Here is a 16,802-nt window from a genome sequence, read left to right as displayed (position 1 = left end):
CTAGCGGCCCCAGAGGACAGCTAAGTTTCGGAATTTCAGGCGAGTTTACAGTCGCCCCAAGGAGAGAGATCACCCGAGCAGCGTTATGGTCAGCATCCCCTTCCCAGCCACAATGTCCACACTTGAACGACTTGCCGCTTCGGTAGGACTTGCCCTGCTCAGGGTGGATGTGCAGGCAGTTATGACAGGTCTGACTGGTATAGGCGGGCGGAACCAGTACCACAGGCACTCCAGCAATGGCAGCCTTGTAGGTCACAAACATCCTGAGCTGGTAGAACGCCCAGTTATTGGTTCTACGGCGTTCAGTCTTACTCCGAGGTTTCTGATTCAAGCGCTCTCGGATGCCTGTCAAGTCCTCAAAAGCCAGTGCTGCACCAATAGCCTGGGCATCCCTGACCAAGGTTCTGCTGATGTTGTGGTTCAGCCATGTCTGATAGCGCCGTTCCCTCCCAGAAAGCCTACGAAGCAGTCTTCTAGACGACCTCGTGCGTTTGGATTGAACCTTGGCGCGTACACGGCTGAACCGGTCGCGGACGGCCTGGATGTGTTCTCCACCCCAAGAGCGTCCGTTACTAGCGGTGGCTATATCCCGCCTGCCCAAGTCAACTCCGATTACCTTAGGAGTCTTGCCAGTTGGGGGAGTGTCCAACTTAACCGCAATGTTGATGTAGTACTCCCCTTGCTTGGTCTTGGACAGAGTAGCGCTTGTTGGCTTCTGGCCCCGCAGAAGCGCTATCTGATAGCCGCCGATCTTGAGCTTGAGCCGAACCCGTCCACTCATCAGGGTCACGCCAACAACCTGTTCGGACTCTCGGTACTCGAAAGTACGCACATCCAAAGTCAGGCTGGTGGGGCGAAACTTGTGGACTTGCTTCACCGCTTTGGCGTTGCTAATCACACGGCGGAGTGCCTGACAGACGTGGTTGGCTTTCAACCCCGTTGCTGCTCTTACCGGTCGATAGACCAAGTGGTGCAGTTTGGCGGTATTCCAGCACTTTTCACGCTCAGCGGTGTCGAGGATCTGGTTGCAGGCGTCAGCAAATCCCTGCAAGGTGCGGTCAATCTCTTGACGCAACTCTTGTGGGACTATCAGCTTGCAACGTACAGAGATGGTCTGGCTCATGGGCTTATTGTAGTTCATCCAGGTTTTGTCCCAGTACACTTATATGGAGGCGGGCTTTCCTCCCGGCACCAAGCCTGCGGCTATGGTGCGGGCCTCCAGCCCGAAAATAGGTGAAAGTGAGAGTAGTCCACATAGCGATGCCCATTGCTGTCCAGGTGGAGAATATCGGCAAATCGGTGGTTCCAGAGAATCTCATCGGCCAAGTAGGAGTGGCGAGCATGGATGGTTTGGGAAAAGGTGTCGTCGATGCCGGTCAGGGTAATGATCAGCTCCGCTTGGCCCACCTGTAAATCTCGATCCATGAGGCTGTAGAGAGGGCCGCCGATGAACCACCGAGCCTCTCCTACTGGAAGTCAGCCAGCCTTCACAAAGGGCGAATGGTAGACTGGGAATACAAAAGCTTTCTGCTCAATTCAATCACCTTCAGCTTACTAGCGCAGGAGCCCCGCACTGTACCCGTAGGGTCAGTGTCGGGAGGAATGCTATAATAATTCTGCGGACACCAGAAACGGCTGTTTAGGGCACTGGTAACGGTCGATTGGGGCTGCCCGTAAACCAGCCCAGAGGCTCGTGGTTAGTTTACTAACTGCAGGGCTACCGAAAGCCCGCCCCGTACTGCGAAGCAGTCAGGGTCGGGTAGTTTACTCTGCCACGGCCAAGGTTGGCTTCTCGATAAACTTCCATGAACCCACTGCGCCAAGGCCGACTGGGATCCCTTACGGATAACCCAACCCCATGAGCGACAACGAATCGACGGCGCGCATCATCTCCACCGACCTGCAGCGGGAGATGTCGCAGTCCTACCTGGAATACGCCATGAGCGTGATTGTCGGGAGGGCTTTGCCAGATGCGCGGGATGGCCTGAAGCCGGTGCACCGCCGCATTCTCTACGCTATGCACGAGTTGGGCCTGACGGCGGATCGCCCCTTCCGCAAGTGCGCCCGCGTGGTGGGGGATGTGATCGGGAAATACCATCCCCATGGGGATCAGGCCGTCTATGATGCGCTGGTGCGCATGGCTCAAGATTTCTCCATGCGGGAGCGGCTGGTGGATGGGCATGGCAACTTCGGCTCTGTGGACAACGATCCGCCGGCAGCTATGCGCTATACCGAGTGTCGGCTGACTGCCTTTGCCCAAGAAGCCCTGCTCCAAGATATTGACGCCAACACTGTCGATTTTGTCGGCAACTACGACGGATCCCAGCAAGAGCCGCTGGTGCTGCCGGCGCGGATCCCGCAACTGCTCTTAAACGGCTCTTCCGGCATTGCCGTGGGCATGGCCACCAACATCCCGCCCCACAACTTGGGCGAATTGGTGGACGGCCTGATCGCCCTCATCCACAACCCCAACCTGACCAGCCTGGAGTTGATGCAGTGGATCCCCGCCCCTGACTTCCCCACCGGGGCGCTGATCATGGGCCAAGAGGGCATCCGCGAAGCCTACACCACCGGGCGCGGCTCCATCACCCTGAGGGGGGTGGCCACCGTCGAAACCATAGAGCAGCGGGGCCGACCGGTTCGGGACGCCATCATCATCACCGAGCTGCCCTACCAAACCAACAAGGCAGCCATGATCGAGAAGATCGCCGAGCTGGTCAACGAGAAAAAGCTGGAAGGCATTGCCGACATCCGTGACGAGAGCGACCGCAGCGGCATGCGGGTGGTGATCGAGCTAAAGCGGGATGCCCAGCCGCAGGTGGTGCTCAACAACCTCTACAAGCAAACCCCCCTGCAGGCCAACTTCGGGGTCAACATGCTGGCCATCCTCAACGGCGAGCCGCGCACCCTGACCCTGCGGGACGCGCTGCAGGCTTTTCTGGATTTTCGGGAAGAGGTGATCGAGCGGCGCACCCGCTACGAGCTGCAAAAAGCCGAAGAGCGGGATCACCTGCTGCAGGGCTATCTCTTGGCTTTGGGGCAGTTGGATCGGGTGATTGCCCTCATTCGGGGAGCCGCCGATACCGCCACAGCCCGAGAGGAATTGCAGGCGGTGTTGGGCCTGAGTGAAGCCCAAGCCGACGGGATCCTGCAGATGCAGCTGCGCCGCCTCACCGCCCTGGAAGCGGAAAAAATCCAGGCCGAGCACGAAGACTTGGTGAGGCAAATTGCCGACCTGCGGGATATTCTGGCCCGCCGAGAACGGGTGATGCAGATCATCAGCGAAGAGCTGCAGCAGCTCAAAGCCCGCTTTGCCAGCCCGCGCCGTTCCCGCCTCTGTTTGGAGGATGGGGAGCTGGGAACGGATGATCTGATCGAAAATCGGGAGACGGTTATCTTTCTAACCGAGCAGGGCTATATCAAGCGCATGGGCCTTGAGGAGTTCCAGGTGCAGGGGCGAGCCACCCGCGGCAAAGCCGGCGCCCGCATCAAAGAAGACGATGCCATCGAACAGTTTTTTGCCTGTCGCAGCCACGACACCATCCTCTTTTTCACCAATCGGGGCGTAGTCTATACCCTGCCCGCCCACCAGATCCCCCAGGGGAGCCGCGCCGCCCGCGGCAGCGCCATCGTTCAGTTGCTGCCGATCAGCCGGGAAGAGCGGGTTACGTCCATGGTGCCGGTGAGCCAGTTCAGCGACGACGAATATCTGGTGATGCTCACCCGCGGCGGCTACATCAAAAAAACGGCCCTCAGCGCCTTTGCCAATGTACGCTCCAACGGCCTGATTGCCATCTCTCTGGAAGAAAACGACGAACTGCGCTGGGTGCGCCGCGCCCGCTCCAGCGATGATGTGGTCATGGCGACCCGCCAAGGCATGTCCATTCGCTTCCCGGCGGATGACGAGCAACTGCGCCCTCTGGGACGGGCCACCCGGGGCGTGCGGGCCATGACCCTCAACGCCGGCGATGACATCGTCAGCATGGATATTATCTCTGCCGAATCGGTGATGGCTGCCGAGCGAGAGGGGGAGAAGCTGGCTAACCCTTGGGTGCTGGTGATCACCAAAGAAGGGCGGGGCAAGCGCTCGGCCATCGACAATTTCCGCCAGCAAAACCGCGGCGGCAAGGGGGTGATCGCCACCAAGTTCCGCCAGGCGTCGGACGAGCTGGCGGCCCTGCGCATCGTCAATGCCGAAGACGAGATCCTGTTGGTAACCGCCAGGGGCATTGTCATGCGCCAGTTGGCCAAGGCCATTCCCACCCAGTCCCGCGAGGCGACCGGGGTGCTGGTGCAGCGCCTGGATCCGGAAGACAGCATTGTGGGAGTTACAGTGGTACCCGCTGCCTTGGTTGCCGAGGAGGAGACCTCAGAAGCCAGCGCTTGATCCCCGGCCGTTACTTAGGTACGGCATTTGCCGCCGCAGAAGGGTGGGATCCCGTACCGGAGAGGGTGAGGATGGGGTGTTACCTTTGGGATAGCCCAAATTCCGGGAACGGCAAAGGCCTGTGGGATCAGGCCGAGCGGCCCGGTTGGGATGGCATCTGCTGTGTTTGTGGAGCTTGGTTACTCCATGGCGAGCCCGTTGAATTTCATCCCTGGTTTTGAGGCAGTGCAAACTCCGAGCCCCGACAACCGGCTCTGGCAATACTTGCAATCTCAGGATCCCAGCGTCTTTCAGGATATTGCCCGCAATTCTTCTCCGGAAGTGCTGGAGATCTTGGGCCACAACATCCGCAGCTTGGTGGGGAGCTTGCCCTCCGATCAATTCGGGGTTCAGATCATCACCAACCGCGAGAGCTTGGCCAAAATGCTCTCCGGCGCGATGATGGGCGGCTATTTCCTGCGGGTCATGGAGCAGCGCCTAGCCCTGGAGCAATCTTTGGGCAGTGCCTCCCAGCCTGCCAGCGCGGATCAGCCTTCGCCAGCAGAGGAGGAGGGCTAGGCTTGCAATCCACCTTTTAGCGCCGCCGAGGAGGTTCCATGCTGGATGCGGGTTTCCAGGCAAAGGGATCCCAGTTCAGCAGCCCACCGCGGCGGATTTTGGTTTGCCCGGATAGTTTTAAGGGATCCCTAACAGCCACGGCGGCGGCAGAGAGCATGGCCCGCGGGATCCAACAGGTGCTGCCGGAGGCCGAGGTGGAGCGGCTCCCCTTGGCCGATGGGGGAGAGGGCACCCTAGAGGTATTGCTGCCGACGCTGGGGGGAGAGAAAAAGGGTCTGTGGGTCACCGGCCCCCTGGGGGATCCCGTCTGGGCGGAGTACGGGGTGGCAGGAGAGCTGGCCCTGTTGGAGCTGGCCCAGGTGGCTGGCCTGACCTTGGTGCCACCGGAGCGGCGGGATCCCACCCGCACCACCACTTATGGCCTGGGAGAGCTGTTGCGGGCCGTCTGCCGAGAGCCTATTGCTGAGATCTGGATAGGTCTGGGGGGATCCGCCACCGTGGATGGAGGGGCGGGCATGGCGCAGGCCTTAGGCTATCGCCTGTTGGATGGAGCTGGGGATCCCATCGGCTGGGGTGGGGCGGAGCTGGCCCGGCTGGCGCGCATCGAGCCCCCCGAACAGCCTGTTTGGCAGGGGAAACGGGTCCGCGGCCTCTGCGATGTGCAAAACCCCCTCACTGGCCCGTTGGGAGCCGCCGCCGTCTTTGCCCCCCAGAAGGGCGCCACCCCTTCCCAGGTGCAGCAGTTGGAGCAGGCGCTGCAGCAGTGGGCTCAAGTGGTGGAGCGAGATTTGGGCCAGGCCGTGGCCGGGATCCCGGGGGCCGGAGCCGCAGGCGGCTTAGGAGCAGGTCTGGTGGCTTTTTTGGAGGCCACTCTGGAGTCCGGGATCCAGCTCTTGGCGCGGCAATTGGCCCTGCCGGAGCGCATCCGCCGCTGCCATCTGGTCGTCACCGGAGAGGGCTGCCTCGACGAACAAAGCACGATGGGAAAGGTGGTGGGGGCCGTGCTGGAGCAGGCTATCCAAGCCCAAAAACCCCTGCTCATCCTCTGTGGCCAGGTGACTCCGGCAGCGCGCGCTGGGTTGGCAGCCCAGCCTCTTCCCCTTCGGGTTGGCGCCCTGTGCGACCGGATCCCCGATGTGGCAGAAGCCCAACGGCAGGCCGGCCATCACCTGGAGCAGATGACGGCCCAGGAGCTGAGAGATTTTCTGGAGCAGGATGCGGGGATTGGCCGGTTATAATGGCTTAAATCATCGTGTTTCGTAGGACATCATGGCCAGTATCGAGTTCTCCCCCGGCATCCAAGAGGTGCCCACCCAGGTGCGAGTGCTGAAATCCAAGACCGGCAACCGGGGATCCGCGATTTTCCGCTTCGAGGATCTAAAATCCGATACGCAAAACATCCTCGGCATGCGGATGATCGATGAGGAAGGGGAGCTGACCACCCGCAACATCAGGGCCAAGTTCCTGAACGGGGAATTCAAAGCCCTGGAAGTGACCTACGACATGGAAACCGAGGCAGAGTGGGATCGCTTCCTGCGCTTTATGGAACGCTTTTCAGCGGCCAACCAGATGGGCATGGCCTAGTTGCCGCCCTTCCCGCCTCAGCTTTTGGATTTTTTGCTCCTTTTGCCGGATCTGCGCTTGGCTTGAGGTTGGCCGGGATCGGATCCCTGGCCCTCTTCAACTGAGGGCTGCCCTAGCGGGGGCCGTCGCTTGTGCCAGTCGGTGCTTTGCTCATAGGCATAGGCCACCCGCAGCACCTTGCTCTCCTGTAGGGCATTGCCCACAATTTGCAGGCCAATGGGCAGCCCATCGGCAAACCCGCAGGGCAGGCTCAGCCCCGGCAAACCCGCCAGGTTCACCGGGATCGTCATCAGGTCGCAGAGGTACATGCTGAGGGGATCCTCCCGCTCGCCGAGCTTGAAGGCTGGGGTGGGGGTGGTGGGGCTGACCAGCACATCCACCTTCTCGAAAGCCTTGAGGAAGTCCTGCTTGATGAGGGTGCGCACCTTCTGAGCCTTGAGGTAGTAGGCGTCGTAGTACCCCGAGGAGAGGGCATAGGTGCCGATCATGATGCGCCGCTTGACTTCTGGCCCAAAGCCGTGGGCGCGGGTCTTGCCATACATGGCCAGCAGCGAGTCGGCAGGTTCCCGCAGGCCGTACTTTACCCCGTCGTAGCGGGCCAAATTGGCAGAGGCTTCCGAAGGGGCGATGATGTAATAGGTGGCCAGGCCGTAGCGAAAACTGGGGCAGTCGATCTCCAGGATCTCGGCCCCCAGTTCCTGCAGATGTTGAATGGCCGCTTGCACGGCAGCGCGGGTCTCCTCGCCGCATCCTTCCCCCAGCAAGTCGCGGATCACCCCGATTTTGAACCCCTTGATCTCAGGGATCAGGGCTTGGCTGTAGTCCGGGATCCGCACCTTTAAGCTGGTGGAGTCCATCGGGTCATGGCCGGCGATCCCCTGCAGCAGCAGGGCCACATCCTCCACCGTGCGCCCAAACGGCCCCACCTGATCCAAAGACGAGGCAAAAGCCACCAGCCCGTAGCGGGACACCAGCCCATAGGTGGGTTTCAGGCCCACCACCCCACAAAAAGCTGCCGGTTGGCGGATGGATCCCCCCGTATCCGAGCCCAGAGCCACCACCGCTTGGTCGGCAGCCACCGCCGCCGCCGATCCCCCAGAGGATCCCCCTGGCACCCGCGTCAGATCCCAGGGATTGGCCGTGCGCTGAAAGGCGGAGTTTTCCGTGGAGCTGCCCATGGCAAACTCGTCCAGGTTGGTCTTGCCCACCGTCACCATGCCCGCAGCCGCCAGCCGCGCCGTCACTGTTGACTCGTAGGGGGGAATGAACCCCTCCAGCATCCGGGAGGCACAGGTGGTGCGGATCCCTTGGGTACAGAGGTTGTCTTTGACAGCTAACGGGATCCCGGCCAAAGGGCCGATCGCCTCCCCGGCCCGAATGCGGGCGTCCACCGCCTTGGCCTGTTGCAGAGCCAGTTCCTCGGTCACAGTAATAAAGCTCTTGAGCTGCGGCTCCAGTTGGGCCAGGCGCTCCAGGTATTCGCGGGCGATCTCCTCCGCCGAGCGCTCTTTGGTTACCAACTGCCTGTGGAGGGCACGGATGACAGACATAGGCAAACTCGTGGGGAAGGGCAAATGCCAGTGAGGCCAGACAAAGTTCCTCTAGATTAATCTAGGTGGGATCCCTTCCTACCCAAAATCCCGCCAATTTCCCCTCTCCCTGAGAGAGAGGGGCTGGGGGTGAGGGCGTCGGCAATGCAGAGCGCTTGGGCCCAAGTTACCGCCGTTCCAAAAAGTCGCGGCGCAGATCCCGAATCTCCTGCCGCATCTCCCGCATCTCTTGGGCCATCTCGTCAGTGCGCCGTTCCAAAGCTTCGGTGCGGCGCTCCACAGCTTCCGTGCGCCGTTCAATGGCTCGGGTGCGCTCGTCAAAGCGATCCAGCGCCTCCCGGAAAAACTGTGCCAGCATCGCCTGCCCTTCCCGCAGCTCTTGGATCAAAACCTGCTGGTTCTGCTGGGCAGCTTGCAACTCCTGGACGGCCCGAATCAGCCACTGCTCTTGCTCAGGTGTCATGCTTACTGAAGCACTACGGAATAAGGAAATCCTACCACCCTAGATCTCCCCCTGGGAGTAAGGATCCGGGGATGGTTACATTAGCAACGCAGAGCGCCTGGGCTGTTGGCAGTCAACGCCGTTCCAAAAAATCGCGGCGCAGATCCCGAATCTCTTGCCGGATCTCTCTCATCTCCTCCGCCATCTGGTCGGTGCGCCGTTCCAGTGCTTCTGTGCGGCGTTCGATGGCCCGAGTACGCTCGTCAAACCGATCCATTGACTCGCGAAAGAACTGCGCCAGCATCGCCTGTCCCTCCCGCAGCTCTTGAATCAAAACCTGCTGGTTTTGCTGGACAAGACGCAGCTCCTGCTGGGCAGCTTGCAATTCTTTTTGGGAGGCTTGCAGCTCTCTTTGGGAGGCTTGCAACTCTTGGATGGCTTGAATCAGCCACTGTTCTTGCTCGGGCGTCATGGTTACTGAAGCACTACGGAATAAGGAAATCCTACCACCCCTCTCCTGCTGGGAGAGGGGCCAGGGGTGAGGGCGATGGAGAGTAGGGAACTCGAATCCCTGACCTCTGCGGTGCGATCGCAGCGCTCTACCAACTGAGCTAACTCCCCGTAGCTTTACCAGAATAACCCGAATCCGCAGCCAAGATCTCCCCCGCCTGCAACTCCAGCTTGGGAAAGACCTTTGAGGATACCGGATCGGATCCCTTCAGCTCCAGCACATCGTACCAGCCTTCATGAAGCAGCAGCAGGCTCACCTTCTCCTCCAAGGGATCCACAATCCAATACTCGCCGATCCCCAAAACGCAATACTCTGCTTGCTTGGCCCGGTAGTCTGCTGCCCGGCTCGACTCACTGACTACCTCCACCACCAGTAGCGGCGGCTCCTCCAGGCGAATCAACGCCTCTCTGGATCCCATCTCCTGCCACTGTTCCAAAGGCAGCACCACCCCATCGGGGATCCGCACCGTAGCCCACCGATTGCCCCGCGGAGACTGGATCCCCAAGCCTCCCTGTATCGTTGTCCAGGGCAACTGCTGCCGTGCAATCTCTGCCTCAAAAACTTGGCTGAGAAACTTTTGAATTTGCACATGCCGTCCGGTTGGAAGGGCCATGGGAACCAACTCTCCCGCCACCAGCTCATAGCGGGTATCCCCGCCATCCGAATAAACAAGGTATTCGGCCAACCTCAGGCGAGCTCTTGATGGTGCAGAAACGGATCCCCTTGCCCAAGCCATACACCGTCTCGGCCAAAAGTTTCTCTGTTGCCATGCTAGCCCTGTATCTCACACAACCCCTCTCTTCCCCTGGGAGCGGGGCTGTGAGCGCTTGGGCCACGGTTGGATGGAAGCTAACGCCGTTCCAGAAAATCGCGGCGCAGATCCCGAATCTCTTGCCGCATCTCTCTCATCTCCTCCGCCATTTGGTCGGTGCGCCGTTCCAGAGCTTCCGTGCGCCGTTCAATAGCCCGGGTGCGCTCGTCAAACCGATCCATTGACTCGCGAAAGAACTGCGCCAGCATTGCCTGTCCCTCCCGCAGCTCTTGAATGAGGAGCTGCTGGTTTTGTTGGACAAGGCGCAGCTCCTGCTGGGCAGCCTGCAATTCTCTTTGGGAGGCTTGTAACTCTTGGATGGCTTGAATCAGCCACTGCTCTTGCTCAGGCGTCATGGTTGTCGGGTGTTGCAGAATAAGGAAATCCTACCACCCTGAATCTCCCCTCTTGCCCTGGGAGAGGGGCTGGGGGTGGCTGTGTCAGCGGCGCGGAGCGCTTGGGCCACCCAAAACAAAAACCCCTCTCTCTTTAATAAAGAGGGGCCGGGGGTGAGGACGGAAATTCAAGCTCGATCAGTAAAGGGCTTCTTCTTGGTGGGTGATGATGGTGCAGTCGGAGGTAGGGTAAGCCACACAGGTCAGCACATAGCCCTGCTCGATCTGATCATCGTCCAGGAAGGACTGATCGCTTTGATCCACTGTGCCGCTCACCAGCTTGCCGGCACAGGTCGAACAGGCACCGGCGCGGCAGGAATAGGGCAGCTCGATCCCTTGCTCTTCCGCCACGTCCAAAATGTACTCATCGTCCGGCACATCGATGGTGACGTTTAAGCCTTGCTCCTCGTTGATCAGAGTGACCTTATAGGTAGCCATCCTGGTTGGGTCTCCAGAAAAAACATCCACTCCTCATCCTGCCACCCTTCTGCCCCAGATCAAGCACCCTTTTGTGAGGAAATAGGCAAATCTTCCGGTTTTTTGCAGGTGGATCCGGGAAAGCTTGCCGGGTAAGGGTTCTGGCTGCTCAAGAGGGCTGTTAGCCCGCAGCGTCTGCATGAAGGGTGAACCTCGGCTCCGATGGCAGAACTGCCGCAGATCCCACCGGTCATTCTTCCGCAATCCTCTCTGTTCAACTTGGACTTGGCAGGGATCCCTGTAGCTCCTGGGTTGCACCTGGAAAAAAAAAATGGCAAGACTTGCCAAGTTGGGCGGATCTGACTGTATGATTTACGGAGTAACCAGAGCAACCGCTGACACAGGCGTGTGTGCGTCTCCCATCCGAGTATCAAGCCCTTAGCCTTCTCAGTTGCTTCGGGTTGGTTGATCGGGTAAGTTAAGGGAAGTGTTCAGCCGAACCCTACTTTTTTGGTTAAGAGGAGAAAAATGAACGGAAAAACGCATAAGTGGCTGTTGAAGTCACTTGGTTCTCTAACGTTGGCGTCTGCCGTGGTGCTTCTGCCCGTGATCTTGACAGGCTGTGGCGAAGACAGTACCAGCTCTGTGGTGCCTGTGCCTCCTCCACCTCCTCCACCTCCGCCGCCGGCTCCAACTCCGACTCCAGCTCCTACCCCAACTCCCACTCCAGCCCCAGCAGGCAGGGTGGTTGTTACGCCTGAGAGCGATATCAGTCGCATCATTGCCACTTCTGACCGGACGCAGCCTTTGACCATCGTTCTGCAGCCGGGTGTCTATCGCCAGAACATTGTGATTAACCGCAGCAACGTGACGGTACGTGGCGCTACGGGTCTGGTGGACGACGCGGTTGTGGTTGGTGCGGAAACGGGCGCTCCGGTACAGGTGACCAGCAATGCCGCTGGCGTTGTCCTGGAGAACTTCAGCATTCTCAACACCCGCTCCCTGGCGGCCATCGAGTACGGTATCAATGCCGAGGACGCCACTGAAGTTACCGTTACGGGCGTTGACATCGTTCTCTCCCCCACAGTAACCACTCCAGCTTCCCGGGGGGTAGCCATTGGCTTTGGCTCAGCTGCTGCTGGCGTCACCTCTAAGAACCTGACAGTAACCCGCTCCAACTTGTTTGTGGCAGGCGGCGCCGGCTCTGCCGGGATTCGTATTGCCGGGGACAACGCGGGCATCAACCTGCGGGTGGAGACCAACAACATCTTCTTGGGCTACGCCGCAGCTCCCGATGGCGTGCGACCTGAGTTGATTAACTTGGTGCCGCAGGTGCAGCAGAATGTGGGTGCGGGCTCGGCGGCTATTTTCATTGAGCCTGCAGTGACCGGGCTGAGCTTGGTAACCTTTGCCGGCAACGACATTAGAACCCTAGCGGCTAACGTCTACGCCATTCGCGACGAGCGAGGCAGTGGCCTCAGTGCCGTGGAGCGCCGTGACATCGTTGCTAGAAACCCGCGCTTGGTGTTTAACAGCAACACCAGCAACGTTTACCTCTCCATCAACCGCGCGATTGCCGAAGTGGCCGGTCCCAACCCAACGGTAACGGCTGGTCCTGGAGACTTTGTGCCTGAGGGCGAGATTGTTCTGCCTGCCGACAGGCCTGGCTTGACCTTGAACTCCATTGACGGCACGAGCACGGTGCGTTCGGTCAAGATCCTGGCCGCCGATGCCACGTTGGGCGGAACGGAGGGCAACGGCTTCCGGATTACTGGCATTTCCCTAGCAGATCCGGACGCTGGTGGGCCGGCTGAACCTTACCAAGTAGCCATTGGCGAGTGTGACCTAGCCAACCTCACCACCCGCAACGTAGAAGTCTCCTTCAACGATTTCACGCGGCCTACGCAGGCGCAGTCCTACGTCTCTGTGCAAGTCTGCGACTTCTCGCAGGCGGAGGTTTACAAGAACCTGTTGCGCGGCTTCACCGTTGCTGGCGTACATGTGGTGTCGGCTGAGCCCAACGCGGTAACCATTCGCGAGAACCTCTTTGAGCCTTCCATCGGCAGCCCGACCTTCATTGCGGCCATTGTGGATCGCCAGACTCAGGCACCGGGAACTCTGGCTCCTTTTGCCACAGCTTCGGTGACGGGCAACACCTTCCGCCTGCCGCCCCAAGGCACTTTGGCCGTCTACGCTCGTCCCGGCGTTAACCTCACGCCAACCGCGGCGGGGGGTCTGGGCGGAGAAGGCACCATTCTCAAGGCCTTCTTCAACAACACCATCACGCCCACGCCCATCCCTGGCTTTGCCGTGTGCGGTCGCCAAGAAAGCTTGGCGGGAGCCCCGGGCAACCTTCTGAACTTCGTGGATAGCCCGCAGCAACCGCAGCAACTAGCTCCTTTCACCTCTACTGTCTTTGGCGGGGTGTCGGATGCCCTCTGCTCGGCAGTGGGCTTCGGCCCAGGGGCCAGTCTGCAGTTCCAGCCTGGAGGCGCGCCGCCAGCTCCTCCGGCTCCGCCTCAGCCTGCCGGTGTGAGGATCGCTATCCCAGGCCTGCCTGCCAACGCGGTGGTGACGGTGACGGGGCCAGGCGGTGCTCCGGTCATCACCACTTCCACCTCGGTGTCTGAAGATGCGGCTACCTTCCCAGGGCCATTTACCATCCCCTTTGGTGGCCAGATTCGGGTGACTCCTGCCATTCCTTCGCCATCGGCCATCACGGTTGGGAGTACTACCATCAACACCTTTGACAACACCACCAACCCCGGCAGCACCACCTACTTCAACTTCGGGCCTGCCATTTCGGTGAACTAGCCTTTGGCTAGCTTTGCGACAGCGGCCTGCTTCTATTGGGCTGACTGAAAAGTTGCTTGGTGGTGGCAGGTCGCTTTTTCCATCTCGCTTGGCTTGCGCATCTCTTCGTTCGATTGGTTTCCCTGTTGTACTTTTTGGCTTCTGCATGGGTATACTACTAGCAGCTAGGCCTTTGTGGGTTTCCCTGTAGTGAGTTGAGCTGCGCTTGCCAAGGCTTCAACCAGTTGTAGAGCCTTTCTTCTTGGAGATTGATGATGTCTAACCGTAACCTCAAGCACAGCTTGCGTTCCACGCTGGCTTCCTTGGCGCTGGCTTCTTCTCTAACCGGGGTGGTAGCGGCCTGCTCTGCCGACACGCCTACCGTTACGCAGGTTCCTTCCACCATCTCGGCTCAAGTTCCCGAAACCGCTGCTCCCGTTGCCGAGGGCCTCTCCTTCTACTACGACGGGGTGAAAACCTCGGTTAGCAGCAAGGATGCGGCAGTGCTTTTTGCCGCCTGCAGCCTCAACACCGGCGACGCTGCCAAAATCGTCAGCTTCGTCAACAACACGCTTAAAGCAGGGCCGATTACGGCCAGCGATGTCACCGGGCTAGGTGACCCTCTCCAGCCGGCCATCTCCGACTTCAACGGCAACGGAGTTGTCAACTGCGAGGATGCAGCCATTTTGTTTGCCGTGTCCACTGTGGGTGTAGACGCGGCCAAGGTCAACGCTTTTGTATCCGGCACCCTGAAGATTCCGGGGGTAAGCGTTACTCAAACTCAGTTGGATACCTTCTTCAAGACTCCAGCAACACCGACCCCGACGCCCACGCCGACGCCCACGCCGACGCCCAAAACATTCCTGGTCACCCCTGACGATTTGAAGCTGCCGAGCGGCTCCAGCCAAAGCGTGACGGTGTCGTTGCCCAGTGCGCCACCAGAGAATGTGACGGTAACGGTGACGCCTTCTAGCGGCATTACAGCTACCCCAACGACCCTGGCTTTTACTCCCACTGGTTTCAGCGGCACGGTGACGGTGAGCAGCACGGCGACCCCAGGCACGACTGGCACCGTCAAGTTCTCTGCTCCGGGCTATGCGGATGGAGTGGTCAATGTTACGGTTGTCCAATCGACCAACCTTGTGGTGAATCCTGCCAGCCTGAGCATTCCTGCCAATGGGGCAGAGTCGTTTACGGTCAAGCTGGCCAACGCCCCGACAGCGCCGGTGACGGTAACGGTGACGACTTCTACGCCTGACCTGACCACCACTTCGGCTTCCCTGCTCTTTACGCCGGGCAACTTCAACACCAACCAGACGGTTTTTGTGAGCGCTGGACCGGGGGCCGTTCCAGGAGCGCAATCGGTTCTCTTGAAGGCGGGGCCGTTGGGTCAGTTCAAGCTGCCGGTAACCATTACCCCCGCCTCGAATACGGCCGTTTTCTTCATCGATCCTATGAATGGGAACGACGGCTTCCCGGGCACGGGCACAGCGGCCAAGCCTTGGCAGACGGTTGCGAGCGCTTTGAACGGTAGCCAACCTTCAGGTTCGCAAGTGGCGGCGGTGGCCAGCGCGGGCAATAACGTGGTGGTTACTATTTTGGCTGGCGGTACTCAGAATGCTGCTGCCATTAACACACCGAATTTGCCGGCCGGCTCGGTAACGGTGCTGAAAGCTCCATCCGCGGGGACGTTTACGTTGAATATGGGGAGTAATCAACTGACCCTGAACAAGGGCTACAAGCTGCAGGATATCAAAATTAAAATTAATCCCCCAATTAGTAGTATTGGAGTAAAAATCACTGATCCAACGGCTGGGCTAGCCAGTGTGGAGGTCGATTGTAAGGCGGGTGGCAATAATGTTACCTGCGTGAAGGTTACGGGAGCTGGCTTCCATACCCTTAGGGATGTGAGGGTTGATGTGGACGCTAATAATAAAACGGGTACCATTGGCATTCGGAATGATAGCAATGTCACCCTCAGCATTGTCGGTGGCAGAGTTCAGCCTGCCGATAGTACCCAAAGCATCACTTTGATCGATGCCCAGGGGGTTCTGACTGTTACGGACTTGACGGTGAATATGACTAACGCCGGGCACACTCTAAACAGTACAGGTATCGTTCTCCAGGCTCCCGGATCCTTTGTTACCGGCTCCACCATCAATGTGAGTAATAACTCGAGTGCCATAGGTATCAACGTCCAAAATACGGCGAGCCCATCCACTGTTGAAGGTAACACCTTTATTGGCTCCGGTCAGGGAATTGGAGTTAACGGTAACGTTAACCTCTCCTCTAATGCTCTTCTCAAGAACAACTTTTCGGGAACCTTTACAAACAAAGTTCAATAACAACTTTTTGGGAACCTTTACAGCAAAAGTTCTTCCGTAACTGGCGCTGGAAGCTGTTTCCCCCCCTGCCCCCCAGGGGGGCTTTTTTGTAGGCCCCGGTGCTCTGCATTGCCGACACAACCACCCCTTGCCCCTTTCCGGGAAGTCGGGCTGCAACGGCGGGAAAGGAATTGTGGTAGGCTAGCACCAGCTTGCAGGAAAAGGTGAGTATGGCCAAAAGGATTGTCTGGCTGTTGGGGGTAGGACTGGCGCTGGCAGCCTGTTCCGGCAGGGCGCGGGGCCCTTCTCTATGTGTCAATGCCCGCCAGGTAACGGCGGAGGAGGTATTGGCGGCCAAGGGCAAGAATCTCTCCGGCTGCCAGTTGATTGGGGTGGTGCTCGCTAACGCCAAGCTGGCCGGCGCTGATCTGGGCGAGGCGCTGGTGCAGGGGGGAGTCTTCCTGCAGGCGGATCTGTCGGGGGCCAATTTGGCGGGGGCCTATGTGGAAAACACCGCTTTCAACGGGGCCAAGTTGCGGCGGGCCAACTTGCAGAAAGCCAGGTTTCCCGACTCCAGCCTGGCTGAGGCCGACTTGACAGGGGCCAATTTGCAGGAGGCGGATCTGCGGCGGGCCAACCTCAGGGGGGCAATTCTCAAAGGGGCCAAGCTGGAGGGGGCGCTGACGGACGGGGAGACCATCTGCCCCGATGGGGAGCGCGGCCCCTGCCGCTGGTAGGCCAGGGATCCGGCTAGAATGGGATCCTAAGCCGGTGTAGGGAACCCCATGTCGGAGCGGTTGGAGCGGGTGGAGGCCATCTTGGAAGTCCTGGCCCAGCAGACGCTGGCCAATGCCCAGGCCACTGCCCGGAATACAGAAGCCATCGAGCGTCTTTTTGCAGCCACCGCCCAGAACACAGAGGCCATTGGGCAAGCCTTTGCAGCCATTGGTCAGAACGCAGAGGCCATTGGGCGTGTTTCCACAGTTACTGCCCAGAACGCAGAGGCCATTGGGCGTGTTTCCACAGTTAC

Annotated in this window: 16 protein-coding genes and 1 tRNA gene; 8 read left to right on the top strand and 9 right to left on the bottom strand. The window is 59.5% G+C overall.

Features of this window, described 5'->3' with window-relative positions:
* A partial coding sequence (locus NW840_RS04000; protein WP_414342523.1) for an RNA-guided endonuclease InsQ/TnpB family protein occupies nt 1-1,123 on the bottom strand: 1,123 nt, incomplete at its 3' end.
* Nucleotides 1,124-1,203: 80 nt separating this feature from the next.
* Nucleotides 1,204-1,449: a hypothetical protein gene (locus NW840_RS03995; protein ID WP_414342522.1), complete on the bottom strand. Its 246-nt coding sequence runs from the start codon at nt 1,447-1,449 to the stop codon at nt 1,204-1,206.
* Between the two features lie 409 nt (nt 1,450-1,858).
* Here NW840_RS03995 and gyrA point away from each other — a divergent pair, with 409 nt between their 5' ends.
* The 4 genes from gyrA to psb28 all read left to right on the top strand — a co-directional run bounded on the left by gyrA (nt 1,859) and on the right by psb28 (nt 6,529).
* Nucleotides 1,859-4,387 carry a DNA gyrase subunit A gene (gene gyrA, locus NW840_RS03990; protein WP_414342520.1) on the top strand — a complete coding sequence of 843 codons (2,529 nt, stop codon included), beginning with the start codon at nt 1,859-1,861 and terminating at the stop codon, nt 4,385-4,387.
* A gap of 186 nt (nt 4,388-4,573) precedes the next feature.
* A complete protein-coding gene (locus tag NW840_RS03985) occupies nt 4,574-4,945 on the top strand; it encodes a DUF760 domain-containing protein (protein ID WP_011433215.1) in 372 nt (123 codons plus the stop codon).
* A gap of 38 nt (nt 4,946-4,983) precedes the next feature.
* The gene (locus tag NW840_RS03980; protein ID WP_414342518.1) at nt 4,984-6,183 is read left to right on the top strand and encodes a glycerate kinase; all 1,200 of its coding nucleotides are present in this window, start codon (nt 4,984-4,986) and stop codon (nt 6,181-6,183) included.
* Between the two features lie 31 nt (nt 6,184-6,214).
* Nucleotides 6,215-6,529, top strand: a complete 315-nt coding sequence (gene psb28 / locus NW840_RS03975) for a photosystem II reaction center protein Psb28 (RefSeq protein ID WP_011433213.1) — start codon at nt 6,215-6,217, stop codon at nt 6,527-6,529.
* Nucleotides 6,530-6,546: 17 nt separating this feature from the next.
* Here psb28 and gatA read toward each other — a convergent pair whose 3' ends face one another.
* The 7 genes from gatA to NW840_RS03940 all read right to left on the bottom strand — a co-directional run bounded on the left by gatA (nt 6,547) and on the right by NW840_RS03940 (nt 10,676).
* A complete protein-coding gene (gene gatA, locus NW840_RS03970) occupies nt 6,547-8,079 on the bottom strand; it encodes an Asp-tRNA(Asn)/Glu-tRNA(Gln) amidotransferase subunit GatA (protein WP_414342516.1) in 1,533 nt (510 codons plus the stop codon).
* A 166-nt stretch (nt 8,080-8,245) separates the two neighbouring features.
* Complete coding sequence (locus NW840_RS03965; RefSeq protein WP_414342514.1) at nt 8,246-8,542, bottom strand: hypothetical protein; 297 nt, start codon at nt 8,540-8,542, stop codon at nt 8,246-8,248.
* Between the two features lie 112 nt (nt 8,543-8,654).
* Nucleotides 8,655-8,993 (bottom strand): hypothetical protein, encoded by a 339-nt coding sequence (locus NW840_RS03960; RefSeq protein ID WP_414342512.1) that lies wholly within the window; start codon nt 8,991-8,993, stop codon nt 8,655-8,657.
* A 76-nt stretch (nt 8,994-9,069) separates the two neighbouring features.
* Nucleotides 9,070-9,142: transfer RNA gene (locus NW840_RS03955), tRNA-Ala, on the bottom strand.
* The gene (locus NW840_RS03950; RefSeq protein WP_414342510.1) at nt 9,133-9,717 is read right to left on the bottom strand and encodes a Uma2 family endonuclease; all 585 of its coding nucleotides are present in this window, start codon (nt 9,715-9,717) and stop codon (nt 9,133-9,135) included. The genes NW840_RS03955 and NW840_RS03950 overlap by 10 nt, the downstream gene beginning before the upstream one ends.
* 164 nt (nt 9,718-9,881) lie before the next feature.
* On the bottom strand, nt 9,882-10,199 hold the full coding sequence (locus NW840_RS03945) for a hypothetical protein (RefSeq protein WP_414342508.1): 318 nt from the start codon (nt 10,197-10,199) through the stop codon (nt 9,882-9,884).
* A gap of 177 nt (nt 10,200-10,376) precedes the next feature.
* Nucleotides 10,377-10,676 carry a ferredoxin gene (locus tag NW840_RS03940; RefSeq protein ID WP_011433206.1) on the bottom strand — a complete coding sequence of 100 codons (300 nt, stop codon included), beginning with the start codon at nt 10,674-10,676 and terminating at the stop codon, nt 10,377-10,379.
* A 723-nt stretch (nt 10,677-11,399) separates the two neighbouring features.
* On the opposite strand from NW840_RS03940, the gene NW840_RS03935 reads away from it, so the two are divergent.
* The 4 genes from NW840_RS03935 to NW840_RS03920 all read left to right on the top strand — a co-directional run.
* Nucleotides 11,400-13,469, top strand: coding sequence for a hypothetical protein (locus tag NW840_RS03935; RefSeq protein WP_414342507.1), 2,070 nt, complete (start codon nt 11,400-11,402; stop codon nt 13,467-13,469).
* Nucleotides 13,470-13,720: 251 nt separating this feature from the next.
* Nucleotides 13,721-15,793, top strand: coding sequence for a hypothetical protein (locus NW840_RS03930; protein ID WP_414342505.1), 2,073 nt, complete (start codon nt 13,721-13,723; stop codon nt 15,791-15,793).
* 209 nt (nt 15,794-16,002) lie between these two features.
* Nucleotides 16,003-16,509: a pentapeptide repeat-containing protein gene (locus tag NW840_RS03925; RefSeq protein WP_011430277.1), complete on the top strand. Its 507-nt coding sequence runs from the start codon at nt 16,003-16,005 to the stop codon at nt 16,507-16,509.
* Between the two features lie 48 nt (nt 16,510-16,557).
* Nucleotides 16,558-16,802, top strand: a 245-nt coding sequence (locus tag NW840_RS03920) for a hypothetical protein (RefSeq protein ID WP_414342503.1), incomplete at its 3' end; no start/stop codon positions are given.

This window comes from Synechococcus sp. R5-13, assembly GCF_047462015.1.
Taxonomy (GTDB): Bacteria; Cyanobacteriota; Cyanobacteriia; order Thermostichales; family Thermostichaceae; genus Thermostichus.
The sequence above is the reverse complement of the archived record's forward strand: the minus strand, read 5'-3'. Positions and strand labels throughout refer to the sequence as shown.

Bases quoted from the DNA above. Each gene is read 5' to 3' on its own strand.
- gyrA (WP_414342520.1), top strand. From the start codon at position 1,859: ATGAGCGACAACGAATCGACGGCGCGCATCATCTCCACCGACCTGCAG.
- NW840_RS03985 (WP_011433215.1), top strand. From the start codon at position 4,574: ATGGCGAGCCCGTTGAATTTCATCCCTGGTTTTGAGGCAGTGCAAACT.
- NW840_RS03980 (WP_414342518.1), top strand. From the start codon at position 4,984: ATGCTGGATGCGGGTTTCCAGGCAAAGGGATCCCAGTTCAGCAGCCCA.
- psb28 (WP_011433213.1), top strand. From the start codon at position 6,215: ATGGCCAGTATCGAGTTCTCCCCCGGCATCCAAGAGGTGCCCACCCAG.
- gatA (WP_414342516.1), bottom strand. From the start codon at position 8,079: ATGTCTGTCATCCGTGCCCTCCACAGGCAGTTGGTAACCAAAGAGCGC.
- NW840_RS03965 (WP_414342514.1), bottom strand. From the start codon at position 8,542: ATGACACCTGAGCAAGAGCAGTGGCTGATTCGGGCCGTCCAGGAGTTG.
- NW840_RS03960 (WP_414342512.1), bottom strand. From the start codon at position 8,993: ATGACGCCCGAGCAAGAACAGTGGCTGATTCAAGCCATCCAAGAGTTG.
- NW840_RS03945 (WP_414342508.1), bottom strand. From the start codon at position 10,199: ATGACGCCTGAGCAAGAGCAGTGGCTGATTCAAGCCATCCAAGAGTTA.
- NW840_RS03940 (WP_011433206.1), bottom strand. From the start codon at position 10,676: ATGGCTACCTATAAGGTCACTCTGATCAACGAGGAGCAAGGCTTAAAC.
- NW840_RS03930 (WP_414342505.1), top strand. From the start codon at position 13,721: ATGATGTCTAACCGTAACCTCAAGCACAGCTTGCGTTCCACGCTGGCT.
- NW840_RS03925 (WP_011430277.1), top strand. From the start codon at position 16,003: ATGGCCAAAAGGATTGTCTGGCTGTTGGGGGTAGGACTGGCGCTGGCA.